This window comes from Acidovorax sp. SRI_002, from assembly GCF_057586455.1.
Genome location: NZ_JBYCZW010000003.1, coordinates 487,799 through 510,865 on the forward strand (window position 1 = coordinate 487,799; position 23,067 = coordinate 510,865).

The window sequence follows — 23,067 nt, forward strand, 5'->3', positions numbered from 1 at the left end:
TGGTGTCGTCCTCCTTCCCGGCGAAGCCGAGAGAAGGGGGAAGCGGCGTAGCCGCTCAGGGGGATATACCGAGTTACGCCGCGCTCAGCCAGTAACCCGCGTTGAAAGGGCTGCTCATGCGCAGCGCCATCGGGGAGACATCGACAAGCTTGTCGGTCGGCATTTTTTCGGCGGAATCCGTGCCGATTTCAATGCCCTCGACACCTTGTTGGGTGCCGGTAGCCTCGTTCGCCCGTTCTGCTTGGCTGGTGGATGCAGAACGGGCTACAGAAAAGAATAGAAACACCGGAACGGTATCTTGCGGTCGCCCCAGTAGTCGGCGGCGTCGCGGAAGATATCGAGCAGTTGTTCACGCGCTTCCTTGTCGAACTTGCCCGTGGCGGGGATCTGCTCCAGCACCACGATGAAACCAGGCTGCGGGCCCGATTTATGCAAGGGATCCGTCATGCAGTCGTACAACGCATCAAAGTTCTTGCCGAAGTGCGACGGGAAGGTGAATTGCCCGGCAATCAGGTCCAGCACATCCTGCTTGGACTGCGCGTGGGCCAGGTTGGCGTACAAGAAATGGTGACCCATGGAGGTGGCCGCATCCTGCAGGTCCTGCACGCGGAAAGCGCGAATGGACTGCACGATGTTGGTGCGCACGCCACGCAGTGGCGTTTCCAGGTCTTTACGAAGTGGCGTCTGCATCTCCGCTACTCTTTCTTTTTAAAGTCCACAAACTTCTGGCATTTCGCAGGGCTGCGGGATGCAGCCTGCGGGTGGGGGATTCAAGGGGGCGCGCTTACCGCTGCCAGCGTATCTCTGGCCTGCGTGCAGCGCAACGGGGGTCACTCGACGATCTCGCGAAAACTGGCGTAGTGATCGCTGGTGTAGTAGCAGGCGTCCGGAACCCGGGGCTTGCCGCCACACACAATGCGCCGGGCTCCCCGGTTGCGCGATCCTGGTGTTCTGACGGTGTACTCACGGTAGTAGCCCCGCTTGTGGGCGGGCAACAGCCGCTCGCGATTGCCAAAAACTGTTCCGTCCTTGTCATACGGAAAGGGCCCTCCTTCACGGATCAGCGCATACGTCGCCCGCCCTTGGGGCGGCAACTCGGCCAATGCGATAGGGGGGATGGAGCCGTCGGTGGACGGGGAGTTCCGGGCATGCCCCGCTACCGGGGACAACACGAACGCAACACCCAAAACACACAAAAACCCTGCTTTGCGCGCCCGGGTGGCTACAGCCTTCAGCATCAACGAACCTTTCAGAAACTACGGGTTAACCCGAAATTTCGAGCCGCTAGTGTCGCTCAACGGCCCCCAAAAAGCAAGCGTCTGCACAAAGATTGGGCAGACGCTGTAGGGAAAAACAAGCTCTTTAAGTTAGCGCTTGCTATCAATTTTTGGCTTATCTTGACACGTTGGCATCGGCCACGGTAAGTGCTGTCATGTTCACAATGCGGCGCACGGTGGCGCTGGGCGTCAGGATGTGGACCGGCTTGGCCGCGCCCAGCAGCACGGGGCCGATGGCGATGCCGCCGCCTGCGGCGGTCTTGAGCAGGTTGTAGGCGATGTTGGCTGCGTCGATGTTGGGGAACACCAGCAGGTTGGCGTCACCCGTGAGTTCGCTGCTGGGCATGAGGGCCGCACGGGCCTTGCCGTCCAGCGCCACGTCGCCATGCATTTCACCGTCCACTTCCAGCCAGGGGGCTTGCTGGCGCAGCAGTTCGAGCGTCTGGCGCATTTTGACGGCGCTGGGGTGGTTGCTGGTGCCGAAGTTGGAGTGAGACAGCAGCGCGGCCTTGGGCTTGACGCCAAAGCGCATCATTTCCTCGGCAGCCAGGGCGGTGATCTCGGCCAGCTCCTGGGGGGTCGGGTCGTAATTGACGTGGGTGTCCACCAGGAACACCTGGCGGCCGGGCAGCATGAGTCCGTTCATGCAGGCGTACACCGGCACATCCTGCGCCGTGCTGTCGGCGCCGCCCGCGTGTTTGCCGATCACCTGGTCGATGTAGAGCAGGTGGTTGGCCGTGGTGCCCCAGGTGCCGCAGATCAGGCCGTCCACCTCGCCCTTGTGCAGCATCATGGCGCCGATGAGCGTGAGGCGCCGGCGCATTTCGATCTTGGCGACCTGCTGGGTGATGCCCTTGCGCTCGGTCATGCGGTGGTAGGTCTGCCAGAAGTCGCGGTAGCGGTGGTCGAAGTCGGTGTTGACCACGTCGTAGTCCACGCCTTCCTTCAGGCGCAGGCCGAATTTTTCGATGCGCTGGGCAATGATGGCGGGGCGGCCGATCAGCGTGGGGCGCGCCACTTTTTCGTCCACCACGATCTGTGCGGCGCGCAGCACGCGCTCTTCTTCGCCTTCGGCGTAGGCCACGCGCTTCTTGGCGGCAGTGCGGGCGGCGTCGAAGATGGGTTTCATCGTCGTGCCGGAGGCGTAGACAAAGGTCTGCAGCCGGTCGCGGTACGCGTCCATGTCGGCGATGGGGCGCTGGGCTACGCCGCTGTCCATGGCGGCCTGGGCCACGGCCGGCGCAATCTTCATCATCAGGCGCGGGTCGAACGGCTTGGGAATCAGGTATTCGGGGCCGAACGACAGCTTCTCGCCCACGTAGGCTGCGGCCACCACTTCGCTCTGCTCGGCCTGGGCCAGCTCGGCAATCGCGTGGACGGCGGCAATCTCCATCTCATCGGTGATGGTGGTGGCGCCGCAGTCCAGCGCGCCGCGGAAGATGTACGGGAAGCACAGGACGTTGTTGACCTGGTTCGGGTAGTCCGAACGCCCCGTGGCCATGATGATGTCGCTGCGCACGCTGTGCGCCAGCTCGGGCGTGATTTCGGGGTTGGGGTTGGCCAGGGCGAAGATCACCGGGCGCTCGGCCATGGTGGCCACCATCTCGGGCTTGAGCACGTTGCCCGCCGACAGGCCCAGGAACACGTCCGCGCCCACCATCACCTCGGCCAGCTTGCGCGCGTCGGTCTTTTGCATGAACTGGCGCTTGTCGTCGTCCATCAGCTCTTCGCGGCCCTCGTAGACCACACCAGCCAGGTCGGTGACAAACACATTTTTGCGCTGCACACCCACCTTGAGCAACAGGTTCAGGCAGGCCAGCGCCGCTGCACCCGCGCCGCTGGTGACCAGCTTCACCTCCTCGATCTTCTTGCCCGCCACCTTCAGCGCATTCACGATGGCCGCCGCCACCGTGATGGCCGTGCCGTGCTGGTCGTCGTGGAAGACCGGAATCTTCATGCGCTTGCGCAGCTCGCGCTCCACGTAGAAGCAATCGGGGGCCTTGATGTCTTCGAGGTTGATGGCGCCGAAGGTCGGCTCCAGCGCGGCGATCACTTCCACCAGCTTCTGGGGGTCTTTTTCGTCGATCTCGATGTCGAACACATCCACGCCGGCGAATTTCTTGAACAGAACGCCCTTGCCTTCCATCACCGGCTTGGAGGCCAGCGCACCGATGTCGCCCAGGCCCAGCACGGCGGTGCCGTTGGTGATGACGGCCACCAGGTTGCCGCGCGAGGTGTAGCGGAAGGCATTGGCCGGGTCCTTGACGATTTCTTCGCAAGGTGCGGCCACACCGGGCGAGTAGGCCAGCGCCAGGTCATGCTGGTTAACCATCTGCTTGGTGGCGGCAATGGCGATCTTGCCGGGCTTGGGAAACTCGTGGTACTCGAGAGCGGCACGGCGCAACTGGGCGCGCTTGTCGGAATCGTTGTTGTTCTGGGCCGTGGTGTTTTCGGGCATTCAATTGTCTCCAGCTTGGGGTGTCAATGCCACGCCGGTTCAAGCAGGTCCGGCGCAGGTTGTCAGCTTTCGTAAGGGTGGGCGATTGTAGGCCGCGTTCGGTAAAAACCCTAGTAAGCGAATCTGCTTACATGGGAAATTCAGCTTTGCCGTCTGGGTTGGAATGCGGCGGATCGCTCCAGCGCGAGGTGCAACCTTTACGCAACCGCTGCCGAAGTGGTCTGGAACTCCACTTCGAGCCCGTCCGGCCTGGAGCTTCGAGCTGCGAAGCTGTGGGCTTCACCACAATCGTTCCCAGCCAGGGCTGTTTTGCGGTCAGCGCAGTCCATGGCCGAGATACGGAAAAAAGACCGCAGAAATAGACTGCAGCGGTCCTTCTGTCATCGACGGTTTTCAGTCCGTTTCCAGCTCCAGCGGGCAACAGATCGAAGCGGGCGCTATCGTTAGCGGTGCTTCCCATGGCGCAAGCTGTTAGCCAAACAGCGCCTCATAGCGGGCGATGTTCGGCGAGCGCGTATCCGGCATGCTGGGCACCAGCATCCACTGCACACTTCCCAATTGCGGGTGGCTCAGGGTGTACGTTGCCTGAGAAAGCCTTGGAACATCTGGTCCATGAAATAGCAGTGTGAACGGTGTCCGAAATTGCTCTGGCAAATGGCCGCGCGCCCGTTCGGTAGCTTCTACCAAAACCAGCTCCACAGGGCCATGCTGTGTCAGTGCGACGAAGGGACTGCCCACCAGGGTGTTGACGGATTCAAAAGTGGTGCTCATCGATGGCGTGTGTTGAGGGATCACAAAAGGGTTGGATACAGGCCATTGAGTCGCCAGAATGGGCTGGTATCCACGACCCACTCAACATCCTACAGCCGAGAATCCACTGTGTATTTGCTATCTGAACCATTCGCCCTGCGTGAGAGGGCCGACGACGATCAGCCTTTTCTGCTGGAACTCTATCTATCTACCCGCGATGACCTCCAGCAGGCCATCCCCGACCTCGCGATGCTCCAGCAGTTGATAGCCATGCAGTTCAATGCACAGGAGACCGGCTACCGCCACCAGTTCCCCTTGGCCCGCCAGTTGGTACTGCTGCGTTCCGGCCAGCCAATAGGGCGCATGGTGGTAGACGCCTCACCCGAACAATTGCGTCTGGTGGATATCGCCATTGCGCCGCCAGCTCGCCGCAGCGGCGCTGCAATGGCTGCGTTGGCTGCGCTGCAGCGCCATGCAGCAGCGCAGGGCCTGCCACTGTGTCTGGCGGTAGGGCGATACAACGGTCCAGCGCAGTGTCTGTATCAAAAATGCGGATTCACTTCCGTGACCGAAGACGATCTGTTCGTACAGATGATCTGGAGAAGCACTTCGCAGTGAGACCTGCCAGCGCAATCGCCCCGTTGTTGAAGCCATCTTCGACGGGGGAAATGAAGTGTGCCTGACCGCGTAGCGCTTGCAGGCAACGCCATCCGTGGGGCGGTTCCTGCATCGACAACGGGGACACACTGCAAGTAGATCACGGTGCCGGGGGCCGCAGAACAAGCTGCGGCGCTTGCTGGCCACCTGGCTGCAGACAATCCATGCCCCAGACCAGGTGCCCCACCGCAGCTATGCGACAGCCGCATAGCTGCCCACGCCGCACGCAGCGACCGCAGCGCTGCTTGCGCGAGACCGTCCAACGATCTCAGTTGCGCGATGGGAAGATGCCTTCCATGCAAATGATGTAGTTGAGGCCCAGATACGGCTGCATGTTGGACACCATGGCTGTGGTCGTCACGGGGGCGGCCAACGGCTGGCCGCCGGTATTGGCGCCCACCGTCACCGCACCTGTGCCACCAATGGCGGTGCTGACGCCGCCCAGGTTGACAGGACCCGTTGCGGTCGGTGAGTAGATGGATGCGCTGCTCGGGCCACTCGGCGATGCGCTGAGGAAAGAGCCATTGGCGGGAGTCGTGCTGGTGCCCGTGGTGCCCGTGGACGCCTGCAAATGCGTTGTGCCCGTGAGCCCTGCGGGGTCGAAGGTGGCCGGGTGCGTGTGCGGTGGCAGATTCGAGGCATTGAGTGTCACCGTCACCGAGCCCGTGCCAATCACAGTGTTGTTGTTGGTACCCGCCTTCTCGCCTTGTGCGATGGGGGTCAATCCTGGTCCAGGGGCTTGTGATCCGACGGGGACCCTGCCCCGCAAATCCGGCAGGCCGAAGGTGTTCACGCCATCCCCCCCGTACGTGGTTCCCAGCAAGGCGAACATGGCTGAGTTTTGCTGAATAGGAACCGTCTGTCCGTTGCAGAACGCCCAGCCGCGCGGCGCGTAGTTGAAACCGACCGGCATGATCATCCCCATAAATGCTTCCATGAGTTCTCCTCCATTAGTGAGTGATAGGCTCAGGAATACTATGACGGCAACACGGGAGCGGTCAACGAATATGCTGCAAGAGGCATTTCACACACGCGAACGCACTCCCCGGCCCGTCACCCCATCGGAGGGACTTTGAACAGGCCCTGAGCGTGCGCGGCGCTCTATCGGCTGCTCGGAAAGCTGAACACCGCGCCCTCGCGCACACCGGCGCTGGGCCAGCGCTGCGTGATGGTCTTGCGCTTGGTGTAGAAGCGCACGGCATCCGGGCCGTAGGCGTGCAGGTCGCCAAACAACGAACGCTTCCAACCGCCGAACGAGTGGTAGGCCACGGGCACGGGCAGCGGAACGTTCACGCCCACCATGCCGACCTGGATGTGGTCGGTGAAGTAGCGGGCGGCCTCGCCGTCGCGGGTGAAGATGCAGGTGCCGTTGCCGTATTCGTGGTCGTTGATGAGCTGCATGGCTTCCTGCAGCGTTTTCACGCGCACCACGCCGAGCACGGGGCCGAAGATCTCTTCCTGGTAGATCTTCATGCCGGGCTTGACGTTGTCGAACAGGCACGCGCCCAGGAAGTAGCCTTCCTCATGGCCCGCAACCTTCACGCCGCGGCCATCGACCACCAGCGTGGCACCCTCTGCCACGCCCTGGTCGACATAGCCCTTCACCTTCTCGAAGTGCGGCTTGGTGACCAGCGGGCCCATGTCGTTGCTGTTGTCGGTGCCTGGGCCGACCTTCATCTTGGCGATCTCGGTCTTCAGGCCCGCGATCACGGCGTCGCCCACTTCGTCGCCCACGGCCACCAGCAGCGGGATGGCCATGCAGCGCTCGCCGCACGATCCGTAGGCCGCGCCCATCAAGGCGCTCACGGCGTTGTCCACATCCGCGTCGGGCATGAGCACGGCGTGGTTCTTGGCGCCGCCCAGGGCCTGCACGCGCTTGCCGTGTTTGCCGCCTTCGCTGTAGATGTATTCGGCAATCGGCGTGGAGCCGACAAAGCTCACGGCCTTCACGCGCGGGTCCTGCAGCAGCGTATCGACGGCCAGCTTGTCGCCGTTGACCACGTTCAGCACGCCGGGCGGCAGGCCCGCTTCCAGCGCCAGCTGGGCGATGAACAGCGTGGAGGATGGATCGCGCTCGGAGGGCTTGAGCACAAAGGTGTTGCCACACGCCACGGCCATGGGCCACATCCACAGCGGCACCATGGCCGGGAAGTTGAAGGGTGTGATGCCTGCGGTGACGCCCAGCGCCTGGAACTCACTCCACGAGTCGATGCTGGGGCCCACGTTGCGGCTGTGCTCGCCCTTGAGCAGCTCGGGCGCGTAGCTGGCGTATTCCACATTTTCGATGCCGCGCTGCAGCTCGCCATGTGCGTCGGCCAGCACCTTGCCGTGTTCGGCGGTGATCAGGGCGGCGATCTTGTCGGCGTTTTCTTCGAGCAGGACTTTCAGCTTGCTCATCACACGGGCGCGTTTCAGGGGCGGCGTGTTGCGCCAGGCCGGGAAGGCGGCTTCGGCCGAAGCAATGGCGGCCTCCACCGTAGCCTTGCTGGCCAGCGCCACGCTGGTGGTCGACTGGCCCGTGGCGGGGTTGAACACCGGCTGCGTGCGCGCCGTGTCCGCAACGATCTTGCCGTCGATCAGGTGGCCGACGGTGGTGGTGACGTTCTTGTCGTGGTTCATGGCAAAAATATGGGTAAAAAGTGCTGCTAGCGCTTATCTAGAAAGCGCTAGCAGCTATTGAATCAGGAGTATTCCCGCTGGCGGATGAAACGGCGCGCGCCAGGCCAGCGGCCGCCGTGCACGGGCCGGGGGTGTGTCATCACGCCGTTTCAGCCAGGGCATCGCCCAGTGCGTTGATCAGGCGGTCGATTTCGGCCTTCTCGCTGATGAAGGGCGGCGCCAGCTGGATGGTGTCGCCACCGTAGCGCACGTAAAAGCCCTTCTTCCAGCAGTTCATCGCAATTTCATAGGGGCGGCGGGCCGGCTCGCCCGGCAGCGCGGCAATGGTGAAGCCAGCAGCCAGCCCAAAGTTGCGGATGTCAGCCACATGCTTGGCGCCCTTCAAGCTGTGCACGGCTTGCTCGAAGTACGGCGCCAGCGCGTTCACGCGGCCGATCATGTCTTCCTTCTGCAGGATGTCGAGCGCCGCAATGCCCGCCGCGCAGGCCACAGGGTGGGCCGAGTACGTGTAGCCGTGCGCAAACTCCAGCATGTACTCCGGGCCGCCCGCCGCCATGAAGGTGTCGTAGATCTCCTTGGTGGCCACCACGCCGCCCAGCGGTTGCGCGCCATTGGTCACCTGCTTGGCAAAGTTCAGGATGTCGGGCGTCACGCCGAAGGCTTCGGCCCCGGTCCAGGCGCCGCTGCGGCCAAAGCCGCTGATCACTTCATCAAAAATCAGCAGGATGTTGTTCTGCGTGCAGATCTCGCGCAGGCGCTGCAGGTAGCCCACGGGCGGGATCACCACACCGGCCGAGCCCGAGAAAGGTTCCACGATCACGGCGGCAATGTTCGATGCGTCGTGCAGCGCAATCACGTCCAGCAGGCGGTCGGCCAGCTCTTTGCCGGTAGGCGGCATGCCTTTGTGGAACGAGCCAGCGGGCGGTTGGGTGTGGGGCAGGTGGTCGGCTTCAATGCCCTGGCCGAACATCTTGCGGTTGGCAACAATGCCGCCCACCGAGATGCCACCGAAGTTCACGCCGTGGTAGCCCTTTTCGCGGCCGATCAGGCGGGTTTTGCTCGCCTGGCCCTTGTTGCGCCAGTAAGCGCGCGCCATCTTCAGCGAGGTGTCGGCCGACTCGGAGCCCGAGCCGGTGAAGAACACATAGTCCAGGCCCGCAGGCGTCAGTTCCTTGACCCGGTTGGCCAGCTCGAACGACAGGGGGTGGCCGAACTGGAAGGCGGGCGCGTAGTCCAGCTTCATCGCCTGCTTGCCAATGGCCTCGGCGATCTCGCGACGGCCATGGCCCAGGCCCGCACACCACAGGCCCGAGAGGCCATCAAAAATCTTGCGACCGTCCGCGTCGGTGTAGTAGGCGCCGCTGCCCTCCACGATCATGCGCGGGTTGGCCTTGAACTGGCGGTTAGCCGTGTAGGGCATCCAGTGCGCGTCCAGCCACTCGGCGTCCATGCGGGGGCCTTCGGCACCAGCGGCGGGTTTTTCGATGTTGACGAAGCTCATGGGGTTCTCCAGTGCAAATGCGGCGAAAAAAGGCGGGCAACCCCAGCGGTCTGGGGCTTGACGTAGGGCATTGTTGCGCTGCCTGTTAATCTCTCCAATACTCCAATATCAATGTTTACTTGACGGTTTATGCAAGTAAAAACACCTCCACCCCACACTTCCCCCAAACACCGCGCCGTACTGGGCCAGCTCAGCGACATGGACCTGCGCCTGCTGCAGGTGTTCAAGAGCGTGGTCGAGTGCGGCGGCATGTCGGCCGCCGAGCTGGAGCTGAACATTGGCACCAGCACCGTCAGCCGCCACATGAAGGACCTGGAGACCCGCCTGGGCCTCACCTTGTGCCGCCGGGGCCGGGCCGGTTTTGCCCTCACGGCCGAGGGGCAGCGCGTGTACGACGAGACCCTGCGCCTGCTGTCAGCCGTGGACGCCTTTCGCAGCAGCATCGATGACATCCACCGCCGCATGGGCGGGCGGCTGGAGGTGGCGGTGTTCGACAAGACCGCCAGCAACCCGGCCGCGCACATCGGCGATGCGATTGCGCTCTTTGCCAGCCAAGCGCCCGAAGTCAGCCTGCAGATGCACGTGGCGTCCATCCCGGCCATCGAGCGCGGGCTGATCGACGGCAGCTTCCACGTGGGCATCATCCCGGCGCACCGCACGTCGCAAAGCCTGGCCTATGCCGACCTGTTTGCCGAAACGATGTTGCTGTACTGCGGTGCGCGCCACCCGCTGTACGGCACCGACCATGCTGCGCTCACCTGGGAATCCCTGCGCGCCTACCAGTTTGCGGGCCTGGGCTACCACTCGCCCAACATGGAGCTGAGCCACAGCACCCGCCTGCCGCGCAAGGCCACCGGGTTCGACCAGGAGTCGATTGCCACGCTGATCCTCTCAGGCCGCTACCTGGGATTTTTGCCCGACCACTACGCCGAAGGCTTCGAGCGCCAGGGGCTCATGCAGGCCGTTCTGCCCGCGCAGTTCCACTACCGCTGCCAGTTTGTGAGCGTGCTGCGCAAGTCGCCGCAACCGCCGAGGGCGGCGCAGGCGTTTGCACAATGCCTACTGGAGGCCCATGGTTGATGACTTGCCCGCAGCGCGGCGCAGGCAGACAATGCCAGCTCTTTGGCGCTTTTGAGCGGGGCACACCATGGCAACCATTTCTTCGATTGGCAGTTCCGGCCTGCAGGCCGCGCAGTTGCGGCTGGATGCCTCGGCCAACAACGTGGCCAACATGAACACCCCCAACTACCGCCGCCAGGTGGTGGCGCAGGAAGAGGCCGCCGACAGCGCTGGCGTGCGCGCCACCGTGCAGCGCCAGCAAGAGGCCGAGGGCGTGGCGCTGGAGAAGGAGGCGGTCGAGCAGATGTCGGCCACCTACGCCTTCAAGGCCAATCTGCAGACCATCAAGGCACAAGACGAAATGATGGGTTCGCTGCTCGACGTGAAGGCCTGAGTCGTTTCTCCCGCGCTCCCGGCAATGCCCCGCCAGCCGGGGCATTGTTGTTTCCAGCGCCAGCGCTGGAGTGGCCTCGGGCGACCTCAGCTGGCTACAGCCAGCCCGGCCAGCCGGTGAACGAGCCAGCGTTGAAAGGCCAAGCCGGTAGCGGTGCGGCTGCGCAAGGGAATGCTGTACATGGGGGCTCCTTCGTACGGGTGGTTCAGACGTTGGTTCAAACGGCCTGCAAGGCGGCTGGGCTGGGTGCCTGTGTGGCGTCGTCAGCGCCGCGCCGGGCAGCCCGGTCCCAGGCCTTTTCATGGAAGAAGAAGGCCACCGCCTGCACCGTGGGCTCCAGCAGGCTCAGTGTCAGCGAGGCCCACAGGTTGCCCGTGACGGCATAGGCCACCAGGGCGGCCACGCAGATGTGGATCACGTAGTAGCTACCCGTCTTCATCAGCATGGTTTTGTTCTGGCGGGCAGCGCGGCGGATGTGGGACATGGCGGACTCCTTTTCACTTCTTCATCAGGGCCTGCCGTGGTGAGCAGGGATGTTGAAATGGTAGTAATTCTCAATAGCGTTGGCTAATTGATCATCACTAAGCCGGAGATAGCCACTATCAAGCGGCCATGCATCCCGGTCGGGCGGCGCCATGCCAACCAAACTGGTTCAGCGCGTGAACCAGTTCACCGATGGGGCTCAAAAAAAGCCGCTCCGCGCCATGCCCCCGTTGCTATGATGGCCGCTCTTTTCAACCCCCTCTTTTGCTTTGGGAGCACACATGGCCCTCATGGACTTCATCAAGAAACAGTTCATTGACATCATTCAATGGACCGAAGAGGGGGACGGCACGCTGGCCTGGCGCTTCCCCATGGCGGGCATGGAAATCCAGAACGGCGGCACGTTGGTGGTGCGCGAGTCGCAGATGGCCATCTTCGTGAACGAAGGCCAGGTGGCCGACGTGTTTGGTCCCGGCACCTACAAGCTCACCACGCAGACGCTGCCGGTGCTCACGTACCTGAAGAACTGGGACAAGCTCTTCGAGTCCCCCTTCAAGAGCGATGTGTACTTCTTCAGCACACGCCAGCAGATCGACCAGAAGTGGGGTACGCCCCAGCCCATCACGATCCGCGACAAGGACTTTGGCGCCGTGCGCCTGCGCGCGTTCGGCAACTACGCCTTCCGCATTGCCGACCCCAAGGCGTTCCACACCGAAATCTCGGGCACGCGCGAGTCGTATCCCGTGGCCGACCTGGAAGGCCAGCTGCGCGGCCTGGTGCTGCAGAACATCAGCAACGCCATTGCGGGCAGCGGCCTGCCGTTCCTCGACCTGGCGGCCAACCAGGTGATGTTTGCGGAGGCGATGGTCAAGGAACTGGCGCCCATCTTTGCCAAGCTGGGCATCTTGATCGAATCTCTCACGGTGCAGAACGTCTCGCTGCCCGAAGAGCTGCAAAAGATCCTCGACCAGAAGATCGGCATGGGCATGGTCGGCAACGACATGGCCAAGTTCATGCAGTACCAGACCGCGCAGGCGATCCCGAAGTTCGCTGAAGCCAGTGGCGGTGGTGGCGGCATTGCGGGCGATGCGATGGGCCTCGGCGCGGGCGTGGCGCTGGGCCAGGTGCTGGCGCAAAACCTGCAGCAGGGCCTGCAGACCCCGGTGGCACCCGCTGCTGCTGCGGCAGCGCAGGCCGCTGCGGCCCCGGTGGGCGTCAAGCCCGAAGAGGTCATGGCAACGCTGGAGAAGCTGGGCGAACTCAAGTCCAAGGGCATCCTGACCCAGGAAGAGTTTGACGCCAAGAAGGCTGAGCTGCTCAAGAAGCTGGTCTGAACCCGGTTGCTATCATAAATATAGCTGCTTGCGCTGGAGGGATAAGCGCTAGAGGCCAAAAAGGCCTCAAAGCCGTGTAGCGCGGCGCAGGCAGCAGCCCCACGATGGCCACCGACCCCACACAGCGTTACTACCGCGCGCCCTGCCCGGGCTGCGGCGCGCCGGTTGAATTCCGCAGCGCGCAGTCCACGCACGCCGTCTGCGGCTACTGCCAGAGCACCGTTGTGCGCAGCGGCGACGTGCTCACGCGCCTGGGCAAAATGGCCGAGCTGTTCGACGACCACAGCCCCCTGCAGCTCATGGCCAGCGGGCGCATCCAGCTCGACGGCAAGGATGTGCCCTTCACCCTGGTGGGTCGCCTGCAATACAAAGGCGATGCAGGGGTCTGGACCGAATGGGCCGCCTTCCTGAACGACGGCACCCTGGCCACGCTGGGCGAGGACAACGGTGCCTATGTCTTCACGCGCCCCATCGACCCCGGCCGCGAAATGCCTGCGCCCGAGCGCTTTCGCATCGGCACCACCACCGCCATCAACGGCAAGCCCTACAGCGTGGCCTACACCGGCCAGGCATCGCTGATCTCTGCCCAGGGCGAGCTGCCCAAGCTGCCGCCGCTGGGCCAGCCGTTCGGCATGGTCGAGCTGCGCAGCGCCGACGGTGAAGTGGTCAGCATCGACTACGGCCACACCCCGCCCAACGTGGAGCGCGGCAAATCGGTACTGCTGGAAGACCTGCAGCTCCAGGGCCTGAAAGACGAATCCGCCAAGGACGAAAAAGGCCGCCAGTTCAACTGCCCGCACTGCGGCGCGCCCGTGCAGGTGAAGCTGACGGGCACCAAAAGCATCACCTGCGGTTCCTGCGCCAGCATCATCAGCCTCGATAGCGGCGTGGGCGGCGAACTGCGCTCGGCCGAGCAGGACGAGCCCGTGCAGCCCCTCATTCCGCTGGGCAGCAAGGGCCAGCTGCAGGGTGTGCACTGGCAGGTGGTGGGTTTTCAGCACCGCATGGGCGTGGAGCCGGGCGACGACGAACACTTTGGCTGGAGCGAATACCTGCTCTACAACCAAAAGCGCGGGTTTGCCTTCCTGGTCGATTCCGAAGAAGGCTGGAGCATGGTTCGCCCCACCACCGGCGCGCCGCAGCTCTCGTCCAACGGCCGCACCGCCACCTACATGGGCACCAAGTACGAGCTCAAGTACACCTACGAGGCCGAAACGACCTACGTGCTGGGCGAGTTCTACTGGCAGGTCACGCGGGGCCAGAAAACCAGCAACCGCGACTTTGCCAGCGCCAAGGGCCTGCTGTCGCTGGAGCAAACGCCCAATGAAGTCACCTGGTCCGCCGGCGACAAGCTCGCCAGCGACACGGTGGCCAAGGCCTTCAAGCTCGAAGACAAGGCCGATGCCCTGCAGCGCGACGACCCCGGCCCCTTCACCGCCAAGTCGGGCCTGGGCTGCGGCACCATCATCCTGATTGCGATCATCATCATCATCCTGCTGATCATCCTGAGCAATTGTTCGGGGTCGTCGGGCAGCGGCTACCGCAGCTCGGGCGGCTCGTTCGGCGGATACTCGTCCGGCGGAAGCCACAAGTAGGCGGGCGCTTCAAGGCGCCCGCCTGCAGACAGATCCATGAGCCCCGTCTTCACCACCCCACCACCACCTACACACCACCGTTTCAAGGAGTTCACACCATGATGGGAATCGAATGGCTCCGGCCCGCAGCCTTCCTCGGGTCCATGCTGTACGCGCTGATTGGCGTGGTCATTTTCTGGCTGTGTTTTGTCATCGTGGACAAGATCACGCCCTACGACCTGTGGCGCGAGATCGTCGAGAAACAAAACAAGGCCCTGGCCATGGTGGTGGCGGCGATGTGCCTGGGGATCAGCATCATCGTGGCGGCGGCCATTCACTGACGCACCTTGCCTGAAACGGCACGCGCCCCTACGGCGCGCCGGTACCTGCCTTGCAATCCGACCTGACTTCTCCTGCCTCGCCGTCCGAGGCCCCGGGCGCCGCCGCCGGCCCCCGCCCCATCGAAATCGCCCTGCTCATCAGCGTGTTCGTGGTGGCCGCCTGCGGCCTGCTGTACGAGCTGGCTGCGGGCGCGCTGGCGTCGTATGTGCTGGGCGATTCGGTGCTGCAGTTTTCCACCATCATCGGCACCTACCTGTTTGCCATGGGCGTGGGCTCGTGGCTGTCGCGGTACTTCGAGCGGCAACTGCCCGCGCACTTCTTGCGCATCGAATTGCTGGTGGCGCTGATTGGCGGAGCCTTGCCAGCCACGCTGTTCCTGGCCAATGCGTACACGCCCGGCGCTTTCCGGTTTCTGCTGTACGGCATGGTGTTGATGGTGGGCACGCTGGTGGGGCTGGAGATCCCCCTGGTGATGCGCATCTTGAAGCGCAACGTGGCGCTCAAGGACCTGGTCTCGCAGGTGCTCACGTTTGACTACCTGGGCGCGCTGGCGGTGTCGATGGCGTTTCCGCTGCTCCTGGTGCCGCACCTGGGGCTCATCCGCACGGGGCTGCTGTTTGGCGTGATGAATGCGGCCGTCGCATTGTGGGCGGTGTGGCTGTTTCGGCACGAGCTGCGGCGCATCAAGGCGCACCTGGCGGCGTGCGTGATGGTGCTGGGCATCTTGCTGGGCGCGCTGGCAGGGGCCGATCACATCACCACCTTTGCCGAAGACAAGTTCTACCAGGACCGCATCGTGTTCAGCACCGCATCGCCCTACCAGCGCATCGTGGTCACGCAGGGGCGCGCGGGCCACCGGCTGTACCTCAATGGCAACCTGCAGTTTGCGCAGGCCGACGAGTACCGCTACCACGAGGCCCTGGTGCACCCCGCCATGGCCGCCCACGGTGCACCGAAGAAGGTGGCGGTGCTGGGCGGCGGCGATGGCATGGCCGTGCGCGAGATCCTCAAGTACCCCTCGGTCGAGTCGGTGACGCTGGTGGAGCTGGACCCGGCGATGACAAAAATCTTCAGCGAGAACCCGCGCCTGGCGCAGCTCAACGGCCAGGCGCTGCAGAACCCGAAGGTGAAGATCATCAACACCGATGCGTTTGGCTGGCTGCAGCAGACGACCGATGTTTTTGACGTGATCGTGGTCGATTTTCCGGACCCCACCAATTTCTCCATCGGAAAGCTCTACACCAACAGCTTTTATGCCCTGCTGGACCGCCGCCTGGCCGCCAGCGGCTATGCGGTGGTGCAGACCACATCGCCCCTGGTGGCGCGCAAAAGTTACTGGACGGTGGCGCAGACCATTGAATCGGTTGGGTTGCGCACGGCGCCCTACCACGCGCACGTGCCCAGCTTTGGCGAATGGGGCTTCATCGTCGCCAGCCGCAGGCCCTGGCGCCTGCCGGAGGCACTGCCAGCCGATTTGCGGTTCTTGGGTGCCGACACGCTGCCGCTGTTGTTCGACTTTCCGCTCGACATGGCGCGCGTGCCTGCCGAGGTGAACCGGCTGTCGAACCAGGCGCTGGTGCACACGTACGAACGCGAGTGGGGAAAACATTGAGAAGCCCCCCTGAGCCGCTTCGCGCCATCCCCCCGCTCTCGCAGCGCTGCGCGCAGCGGGCAGGGGGACGCCCCCAGCGCGGCGGGGCGGCCCTTGCGCGGGGGCCGCTGGTTTGGGCCGCGCCGGTCGCAAGCGGCGCAGGCGTTGCGTACACCCGGAGACACTGACGCCATGCAACGTCGCCATTTCCTAGCCACCGCCGCCGCCTCGACTGCCGCCGCGGTGCTCCTGCCGGGTTGCGACAAGGCCCCTCGCGTCTTGGAAGGCGGCTTCACCGGCATCGATATGGCGCGGGGCCACCAGCTGCGCGACCTGCTCAAGACCGGCACCTTGCCCGCTCCCAGCGTAGTCCGCCGCGCGCAGGTCATCATCGCAGGCGGTGGCGTGGCGGGGCTCGCTGCGGCGCGGTCGCTGCGGCTGGCGGGGGTGGAGGACTTTGCGCTGCTGGAGCTGGAAGACGGTGCAGGCGGCAACAGCCGGGGCGGGGCCGTGAGCGGCATTGCCTGCCCGCTGGGCGCGCACTACCTGCCCGTGCCCGGTGATGATGCGCGCGAGGTGCAGGATCTGCTGGAAGAGCTAGGCCTGCGCCGCCGCGTGGCTGGCCGCTGGCAGTACGACGAACGCCACCTGTGCCACAGCCCGCAGGAGCGCCTGTTTTTTGACGGCGAGTGGCAAGAAGGCCTGCTGCCCGTGCACGGTGTGGGCGAAGCCACGCTGGCCCAATACCGCCGCTTTGCACAGGCGGTGGAGCGAGAGGCGAAGGCCGCGCGGTTTGCCATGCCTGCGCTCAAGCTGTTGGGGCCAAAAAAGCCTCTAGCGCCCGCCCATCAAGCGCTGGATGCCATGACTTTCAGTGCTTGGCTGGCGCAAGAGGGCCTGGATGACGAGCACCTGCTCTGGTACCTGAACTACTGCTGCCGCGACGACTACGGCGCGGGCGTCGCGCGCGTGTCGGCCTGGGCGGGCATCCACTACTTTGCCAGCCGCCACGGGTTTCACGCGCCGGGCGAGGCGGTGGATGAGGCGCGCGAAAGCGTGCTCACCTGGCCCGAAGGCAATGGCTGGATCACCCAGCGCCTGGCCGAGCCGCTTGCCAACACTGTGAATGGGGGCGGCCAGCTGCGCACTGCCACCAGCGTGCTGCGCATCACAGAAACCCGCCACGGCGTGGAGGTGGACGCCTTCAACCATGCCACCGACAGCGTGGAGCGGTGGCAGGCGCCGCGCTGCGTCGTGGCGCTGCCCGTGTTCGTGGCGGCGCGGGTGGTGCACAACCCGCCCGCTTTTTTGACCGGCGCCGCGCAGCGCCTGCAGTCGGCCCCCTGGCTGGTGGCCAACATCCACATCGACAGCCCGCTCACCGACCGCCCCGGCGCTGCCCCCGCGTGGGACAACGTGCTCTACGCCGACCCCACTGCAGGCGGCCTGGGCTACGTGAACGCCGGGCACCAGCGGCTGGACACGGGCGCCGCGCTGGCCGGGCCCACCGTGCTCACCTACTACCAGGCGCTGGGCGATGTGCAGGGCGGCCGCCAGCAGCTGGCCACCCAGCCCTGGCAACCGTGGGCCGAGGCCGCACTGGCCACCCTGGCCGTGCCCCACCCCGACCTGCGCCAGCGCGCCACACGCGTGGACATCACGCGCTACGGCCACGCCATGGCCATCCCGGTGCCGGGTACACAGCAGTTTTTAAGCCAAATTGGCCTCCAGCGCTTATCAGGTAAGCGCAAACAGCTATCAAATGGTGAGCAATCGCCCTGGATTCCCACCCCCACCACGGCGCGGCTCGCGTTTGCGCACAGCGACTGGTCGGGCTATTCGGTGTTTGAAGAGGCCTTCACGCGCGGGCACGGTGCCGGGCTGGTGGCGGCGGGCTGAATGCCGATGGCAGTCCCCGAAGTGCACATCGACGTGGCGCGGCAGCAGCTCCACCTGATGCTGGACGGGGCCACTCTGCGCACCTACCCGGTATCCACCGCCCTGAGCGGCGTGGGCGAACACAACGGCAGCGGCTGCACTCCCCGCGGTCTGCACCGCGTGCGCGCCAAGGTGGGCGCGGGCTGTGCGCCTGGCACGGTCTATGTGGGGCGGCGCGCCACGGGCGAGGTGTATTCCCCCGAGCTGGCTGCAGCACACCCCGGCCGCGACTGGATCCTGAGCCGCATCCTCTGGCTCACCGGCTGTGAGCCCGGCGTGAACCGGGGCGGAGCGGTGGACACGCTGCGCCGCTACATCTACATCCACGGCTGCCCGGACGACTGCCCCATGGGCGTGCCGCGGTCACACGGCTGCGTGCGCATGACCAACGCGGATGTGATCGACCTGTTTGACCGGGTGGCCGTGGGCACGCGGGTGTGCATCCACAGCATCCAGACCCCCGGGCTCATGGAGGGCGCAGCACCATGACGGACAAGGCCCACCCCGGCAGCCCGCCGCCTTCGCTCGACCGGCGCTTTCTCGTGTTCCTGGGCCCCTTGGTGCTCACCAACATCCTGCAGGCGCTCACCGGCACGGTGAACCACATCTACGTGGGGCGGCTGCTGGGTGCGGGCTCGCTGGCGGCGGTGGCCTCGTTCATGCCGCTGTTCCTGCTGCTCAGTGCCTTCGTCTTCGGGCTGGGCAATGGGTCGTCCATCCTGGTGGGCCAGGCCTTTGGCGCGCGCAACCACGCGCGGCTGCATGCCGTGGCGGGCACCACGCTGTGCGCCGGGGTGCTGCTGGGCCTGGTGCTGGCCGCCCTGGGGCTGTTGGCCGTGCGGCCTCTGATGCTGCTGCTGGGCACGCCGGCCGACGTGCTGCCCCAGGCGGTGGCCTATGCGCGGGGGATGATGGTGCTGTTCCCCGTGCTGTTCACCTCCATGCTCACGGCGGCGCTGCTGCGTGGCACGGGCGACACCGTCACGCCGCTGCGCGCGCTGGTGGTGTCGCTGTCGGTCACGCTGGTGTGCGCGCCGCTGTTCATCCGGGGCGTGCCTGCCCTCGGGCTGCCTGCGCTGGGCATCCTGGGTGGCGTGGCCGCGCTGTTGCTGGCCACGCTGTGCTCGCTGGGCTACACGGCCTGGCACCTGCGGCGCCGCGCGCATGTGCTGGCCCCCACGCGGGCGCTGGCCGCGCATCTGCGGCTGGACGCTGCCTTGCTGCGCACCCTGGTGCGGCTGGGCGTGCCCACGGGCCTGTTCTTCATCACCGGCTCGCTGGCCGACCTGGGCCTGCTCAGCCTGGTCAACGCGCACGGCTCGGCAGCCACGGCGGCGTGGGGGGCCGCCAGCCAGGTGATGTCGTATGTGCTGTTCCCGGCGATGGCCGTGGCCATTGCGTCGTCGGTGTTTGCCGCGCAGGCCATTGGTGCGGGCCACGGGCAGCAGCTGGCGGCCGTCACGCGCACCGGCATGCGCATGAACCTGCTCCTCACCGGCGGCCTGGCCCTGCTGATGTTTGGCGCTGCGCCCTGGGTGGTGGGCCTGTTTGTGGCCGACGCCCGCGTGATCGACATCGCCGCACGCGTGCTGCCCATCACGGTGTGGGGCGCGGTGTTTTTTGGATGGGCCAGCGTGTATTCCGGCGTGATGCGTGCCAGTGGCACGGTGCTGGCACCCACGCTCATTTCACTGGGGTGCCTGGCCTGCCTCATCGTGCCGCTCGGCTGGCTGCTGGGGCGCCAGTTTGGGCTGGTGGCCACCTGGGTGGCCTACCCTGCCACGTACCTGTGCGCCCTGGTGCTGCAGGGGCTGTATTTCCACGGGGTATGGCGGCGCCAGGCATTGCAGCGGCTGGTGTGATGCGCCAGCAATTTGCACCAAAAAATGGACCTGTCGCTTATCCATCAAGCGCAAACGCTATGAAAATCATAGCGTTTGCGCGCAGCCCTCGCCTGCGTTTCAGCCGCGCCGCATGTCCAGCCACAGACCCGCACACAGCGCCACGCCCACCGCAAACAGCATCCAGGTCCGCGAAACCGCGTAGGGGTAGAACATGAGCGCCACGCCCCACCAGCGGGTGCGTAGCAGCTGCGCTCTTTTGCCGTGCCAGTAAGCCGCCATGCCGATCAGGCCAAACACGATGGCGCCCGCGATGTAGGCGGGGCTGGGCAGTTCCAGTCCGAGGGATTGCAATGCAGAAAGGGTGTCCATAGGGAATAGGGGCTGTCCAGCGTTGTGGGTGGGGAATGGTGGGGGAGCGCAAGGCGGGTGTGACTCTCGAACCTGGCAAAAGGTCCGTGTCCATCGGCTGTATGCCAGGGCATATCCTGGTGCCTGCCTTTCATGGTGGCGTCACAAGGGCGCGGCATCGTGCGGGTTTTGGCTTTATTCCCCATGAACATGTCCCGACTCTCCTTCATCGCCGCCAGTGCAGCCCTGCTGTGCGCCGCCTCTTCTGCAGCCCTGGCCCAGCAGTCCTACCCCGCCACGCTGACCGGCCACGCGGTGCTGCCCGCCCTGACGATGATTGCCGCGCCCAAGGATGCGCCACACGACCTGCAGGTGGCGGGCAAGTTCACCACGCCCCGCCGGGTGGACGCCGTGGGCAGCGTGATGGGCCAGTCGGGCGGCCGCGACACCGGCGTATCGCTGCCGTTCCAGGGCCAGCCCATTCAGGGCCACTCGGGCATCAAGCGCATGGCCGATGGATCGTTCTGGATCCTGACTGACAACGGTGCCGGTTCCAAGGCCAACTCGCCCGACTTCATGCTGCACCTGAGCCACTACACCGTGGACTTCAAAAGCGGCCAGTTCAATCGCCACAAGACCATCTTCCTGCACGACCCGGACAAGAAGATCCCGTTTCGCATCACGCACGAAGGCACGGCCACGCGCTACCTGACCGGCGCCGACTTCGACCCCGAGAGCTTCCAGTTCGCCGGTGGCGCGCTGTGGATTGGCGATGAGTTCGGCCCCTTCCTCATCAAGGCCGACCTGAATGGCAAGGTGCTGGGCGTTTTCGAGACCCAGGTGGACGGCAAGACCGTGCGCTCGCCCGATGCGCCCGGCGTGCTCATGCCCGGCGCGCCTGATGCCAAGCCCACTGCGTTTGTGGTCAAGCGCTCCAAGGGCTACGAAGGCATGGCCGCCAGCAAGGATGGCAGCAAGCTCTACGCCCTGCTCGAAGGCGCGCTGTGGAACGACGACGCCAAGGCGTATGAAAACGTGGGCGGCAAGCAGTACTTGCGTGTGCTCGAATTTGACGTGAAGACCGAGCAATGGACCGGCCGCCACTGGAAGTACGTGCTGGAGGCCAACCACCACGCGATTGGCGACTTCAACATGATCGACGCCAGCATGGGCCTCATCATCGAGCGCGACAACGGCGAAGGCACGGCCGACAAGGCCTGCCCAGAGGGCCAGAAGCGCGCGGACTGCTTCCACGACCTCGCCAAGTTCAAGCGCGTGTACAAGGTCGAGATGAGCGACGCCAATGTGGGCGGCGATATCCGCAAGATTGGCTACATCGACCTCATGAACATCCAGGACCCCAAGCGCCTGGCCAAGAAGCCGCTGAACAACGGCGTGTTGACCTTCCCGTTCTTCACTATCGAGAACGTGGACATCGTGGACAGCACGCACATCGTGGTGGGCAACGACAACAACCTGCCCTTCAGCAGCAGCCGCGACCCGAACAAGGCGGATGACAACGAGCTGGTGCTGCTCGAAGTGGGCGAGTTGCTCCGGGCCAAGTAACCCGGCGCCAGCGCGCGGTGGGGGCCGGGTGGCAAAATTCCCGGTTCCCGTTCCAACGTACCCGGAAGCCGCGCCACCATGTTCACAGGCATCGTCCAAGCCACGGCAGGCATTGCCGCCATCCACGACCGCGCAGGGCTGCGCACGTTCACGCTCGATTTCCCCGAGGGCTTCTGCCAGGACCTGGCGATTGGCGCCAGCGTGGCCACCGATGGCGTGTGCCTTACCGTCACCGAGATCCTGTCGCCCACGCAAGCCAACTTCGACGTGATGCTGCAGAGCCTGAACATCACCACGCTGGGCAGCTACGGCCAGGGCGACCGCGTGAACGTGGAGCGCGCGGCCAAGGACGGTGCCGAGATTGGCGGCCATCCGCTGTCGGGCCATGTGGACTTCACCGGCACGCTCATCGAGCGGCGCGAGTTCGACAACAACCTGGTGTGGCGCGTGGCCGTGCCCGAGGCGTTTCGCCGCTACATCTTTGCCAAGGGCTACATCGCCATCCACGGGGCCAGCCTGACGGTGGCCGAGGTGAACCGGCAGGAGGGCTGGTTCGAGATCTGGATGATTCCCGAAACACGCCGTGCCACGGTGTTTGAAGCCAAGAAGGTAGGCGACCGCCTGAATATCGAGATCGAGCGCAGCACCCAGGTCGTGGTGGACACCGTGCGCGAGGCCGTGCAGGAGAGCCTGGGCCGCCTGCAGCCCGTGCTGGAGGCGCTGCTGAAGGAAAAGGGCTTGTCGCTCGACGACTTCGTGCAGGCGCCCGTGCTGCCGCACTGATTGACCAAAACCAAGCTCACTCATGTCCGTGGTGGTGCGCCCGCTGGCGCTGAGCGATCTGGCCGACCTGCTGGCCGTGCAGCTGGCCTGCTATGGCGAGGGGTTTGTGGAAAGTGGCGAGGTGTTTGCCCGCCGCCTCGCCAGCCCCGCCAATTGCTCGCTGGTGCTGGAGCGCGGCGGCACGGTGTGCGCCTACCTGGCGGCCTACCGCAGCGTGCACGGCAAGGTCACCCCGCTGCACGGCGACTTTGAGGCCGTGGCCCTACACGACACGCTGTACCTGCACGACATGGCCGTGCTCCCTGCCCATGCGGGGCAAGGCCTGGCCCACGCGTTGCTGCAGCCCCTGTGGGCGCAGGCCCGTGCAGAAGGGCTGCGGCACAGCGCGCTGGTCTCGGTGCAGGGCTCGCAGGCCTACTGGGAGCGGCAGGGCTACGCGCTGCACCCCTTGCCGGACGCCGCCCAGCAGGCCCGCCTGGCCAGCTACGGCGAAGGCGCTGTGTACATGGCGCGCACGCTGTAGGCTTGGCGTCACCGCCCCTCGTCATA

23 protein-coding genes are annotated in these 23,067 nt (G+C 65.0%); 13 read left to right on the plus strand and 10 right to left on the minus strand.

The genetic code is table 11. From position 1 onward, the window contains the following. Positions 1 to 73: 73 nt before the first annotated feature. The 5 genes from AC2YJX_RS10410 to AC2YJX_RS10430 all read right to left on the minus strand — a co-directional run bounded on the left by AC2YJX_RS10410 (position 74) and on the right by AC2YJX_RS10430 (position 4,506). A complete protein-coding gene (locus tag AC2YJX_RS10410; RefSeq protein ID WP_147433275.1) occupies positions 74 to 286 on the minus strand; it encodes a hypothetical protein in 213 nt (70 codons plus the stop codon). Beyond that, positions 265 to 690 (minus strand): barstar family protein, encoded by a 426-nt coding sequence (locus tag AC2YJX_RS10415; protein ID WP_010464776.1) that lies wholly within the window; start codon positions 688 to 690, stop codon positions 265 to 267. Before AC2YJX_RS10415 ends, AC2YJX_RS10410 begins: the two co-directional genes overlap by 22 nt. A gap of 140 nt (positions 691 to 830) precedes the next feature. Then, entirely contained in the window at positions 831 to 1,238 is a 408-nt protein-coding gene (locus tag AC2YJX_RS10420; RefSeq protein ID WP_055398013.1) for a guanyl-specific ribonuclease, read from the minus strand. Between the two features lie 154 nt (positions 1,239 to 1,392). Continuing rightward, positions 1,393 to 3,735 (minus strand): NADP-dependent malic enzyme, encoded by a 2,343-nt coding sequence (locus tag AC2YJX_RS10425; protein ID WP_121421673.1) that lies wholly within the window; start codon positions 3,733 to 3,735, stop codon positions 1,393 to 1,395. Positions 3,736 to 4,206: 471 nt separating this feature from the next. Next, positions 4,207 to 4,506: a DUF6916 family protein gene (locus tag AC2YJX_RS10430; RefSeq protein WP_228897123.1), complete on the minus strand. Its 300-nt coding sequence runs from the start codon at positions 4,504 to 4,506 to the stop codon at positions 4,207 to 4,209. Between the two features lie 108 nt (positions 4,507 to 4,614). Between AC2YJX_RS10430 and AC2YJX_RS10435 the strand changes: the two genes are divergently transcribed. Then, positions 4,615 to 5,103, plus strand: coding sequence for a GNAT family N-acetyltransferase (locus AC2YJX_RS10435; protein WP_158603285.1), 489 nt, complete (start codon positions 4,615 to 4,617; stop codon positions 5,101 to 5,103). Positions 5,104 to 5,410: 307 nt separating this feature from the next. Here the strand turns inward: AC2YJX_RS10435 and AC2YJX_RS10440 are convergent, their stop codons facing one another. The 3 genes from AC2YJX_RS10440 to aptA all read right to left on the minus strand — a co-directional run bounded on the left by AC2YJX_RS10440 (position 5,411) and on the right by aptA (position 9,262). Then, entirely contained in the window at positions 5,411 to 6,079 is a 669-nt protein-coding gene (locus tag AC2YJX_RS10440) for a phage tail protein (RefSeq protein ID WP_121508118.1), read from the minus strand. 164 nt (positions 6,080 to 6,243) lie between these two features. After that, complete coding sequence (locus tag AC2YJX_RS10445; protein WP_487255995.1) at positions 6,244 to 7,761, minus strand: CoA-acylating methylmalonate-semialdehyde dehydrogenase; 1,518 nt, start codon at positions 7,759 to 7,761, stop codon at positions 6,244 to 6,246. A 139-nt stretch (positions 7,762 to 7,900) separates the two neighbouring features. Beyond that, complete coding sequence (gene aptA, locus AC2YJX_RS10450; RefSeq protein WP_055398024.1) at positions 7,901 to 9,262, minus strand: omega-aminotransferase AptA; 1,362 nt, start codon at positions 9,260 to 9,262, stop codon at positions 7,901 to 7,903. Between the two features lie 129 nt (positions 9,263 to 9,391). Between aptA and AC2YJX_RS10455 the strand changes: the two genes are divergently transcribed. Next, on the plus strand, positions 9,392 to 10,342 hold the full coding sequence (locus tag AC2YJX_RS10455) for a LysR family transcriptional regulator (RefSeq protein WP_487255996.1): 951 nt from the start codon (positions 9,392 to 9,394) through the stop codon (positions 10,340 to 10,342). A 67-nt stretch (positions 10,343 to 10,409) separates the two neighbouring features. Further along, positions 10,410 to 10,715, plus strand: coding sequence for a flagellar basal body protein (locus AC2YJX_RS10460; RefSeq protein WP_055398029.1), 306 nt, complete (start codon positions 10,410 to 10,412; stop codon positions 10,713 to 10,715). A 217-nt stretch (positions 10,716 to 10,932) separates the two neighbouring features. Here the strand turns inward: AC2YJX_RS10460 and AC2YJX_RS10465 are convergent, their stop codons facing one another. Beyond that, entirely contained in the window at positions 10,933 to 11,199 is a 267-nt protein-coding gene (locus AC2YJX_RS10465; protein ID WP_055398031.1) for a DUF2061 domain-containing protein, read from the minus strand. A gap of 280 nt (positions 11,200 to 11,479) precedes the next feature. Here AC2YJX_RS10465 and AC2YJX_RS10470 point away from each other — a divergent pair, with 280 nt between their 5' ends. The 7 genes from AC2YJX_RS10470 (at position 11,480) to AC2YJX_RS10500 (ending at position 19,839) form a co-directional block, all read left to right on the plus strand. Next, complete coding sequence (locus AC2YJX_RS10470; RefSeq protein ID WP_121508904.1) at positions 11,480 to 12,532, plus strand: SPFH domain-containing protein; 1,053 nt, start codon at positions 11,480 to 11,482, stop codon at positions 12,530 to 12,532. 104 nt (positions 12,533 to 12,636) lie between these two features. Continuing rightward, positions 12,637 to 14,127 carry a DUF4178 domain-containing protein gene (locus AC2YJX_RS10475; RefSeq protein ID WP_487255997.1) on the plus strand — a complete coding sequence of 497 codons (1,491 nt, stop codon included), beginning with the start codon at positions 12,637 to 12,639 and terminating at the stop codon, positions 14,125 to 14,127. 98 nt (positions 14,128 to 14,225) lie between these two features. After that, entirely contained in the window at positions 14,226 to 14,447 is a 222-nt protein-coding gene (locus tag AC2YJX_RS10480) for a DUF350 domain-containing protein (protein WP_055398038.1), read from the plus strand. Between the two features lie 50 nt (positions 14,448 to 14,497). Beyond that, positions 14,498 to 16,060, plus strand: coding sequence for a polyamine aminopropyltransferase (locus AC2YJX_RS10485; protein WP_487255998.1), 1,563 nt, complete (start codon positions 14,498 to 14,500; stop codon positions 16,058 to 16,060). Between the two features lie 171 nt (positions 16,061 to 16,231). Then, positions 16,232 to 17,938: an NAD(P)-binding protein gene (locus tag AC2YJX_RS10490; protein ID WP_487255999.1), complete on the plus strand. Its 1,707-nt coding sequence runs from the start codon at positions 16,232 to 16,234 to the stop codon at positions 17,936 to 17,938. Positions 17,939 to 17,944: 6 nt separating this feature from the next. Continuing rightward, complete coding sequence (locus AC2YJX_RS10495; protein WP_487256000.1) at positions 17,945 to 18,466, plus strand: L,D-transpeptidase family protein; 522 nt, start codon at positions 17,945 to 17,947, stop codon at positions 18,464 to 18,466. After that, entirely contained in the window at positions 18,463 to 19,839 is a 1,377-nt protein-coding gene (locus tag AC2YJX_RS10500) for an MATE family efflux transporter (protein ID WP_487256001.1), read from the plus strand. Before AC2YJX_RS10495 ends, AC2YJX_RS10500 begins: the two co-directional genes overlap by 4 nt. A 99-nt stretch (positions 19,840 to 19,938) precedes the next feature. Here the strand turns inward: AC2YJX_RS10500 and AC2YJX_RS10505 are convergent, their stop codons facing one another. Beyond that, a complete protein-coding gene (locus AC2YJX_RS10505; RefSeq protein ID WP_487256002.1) occupies positions 19,939 to 20,190 on the minus strand; it encodes a hypothetical protein in 252 nt (83 codons plus the stop codon). A 189-nt stretch (positions 20,191 to 20,379) separates the two neighbouring features. Here AC2YJX_RS10505 and AC2YJX_RS10510 point away from each other — a divergent pair, with 189 nt between their 5' ends. The 3 genes from AC2YJX_RS10510 (at position 20,380) to AC2YJX_RS10520 (ending at position 23,041) form a co-directional block, all read left to right on the plus strand. Continuing rightward, positions 20,380 to 21,735 carry an esterase-like activity of phytase family protein gene (locus tag AC2YJX_RS10510; RefSeq protein ID WP_487256003.1) on the plus strand — a complete coding sequence of 452 codons (1,356 nt, stop codon included), beginning with the start codon at positions 20,380 to 20,382 and terminating at the stop codon, positions 21,733 to 21,735. A 78-nt stretch (positions 21,736 to 21,813) separates the two neighbouring features. Continuing rightward, entirely contained in the window at positions 21,814 to 22,518 is a 705-nt protein-coding gene (locus tag AC2YJX_RS10515) for a riboflavin synthase subunit alpha (protein WP_121508127.1), read from the plus strand. Between the two features lie 22 nt (positions 22,519 to 22,540). Continuing rightward, positions 22,541 to 23,041 (plus strand): GNAT family N-acetyltransferase, encoded by a 501-nt coding sequence (locus tag AC2YJX_RS10520; RefSeq protein ID WP_487256004.1) that lies wholly within the window; start codon positions 22,541 to 22,543, stop codon positions 23,039 to 23,041. Positions 23,042 to 23,067 lie beyond the last annotated feature (26 nt).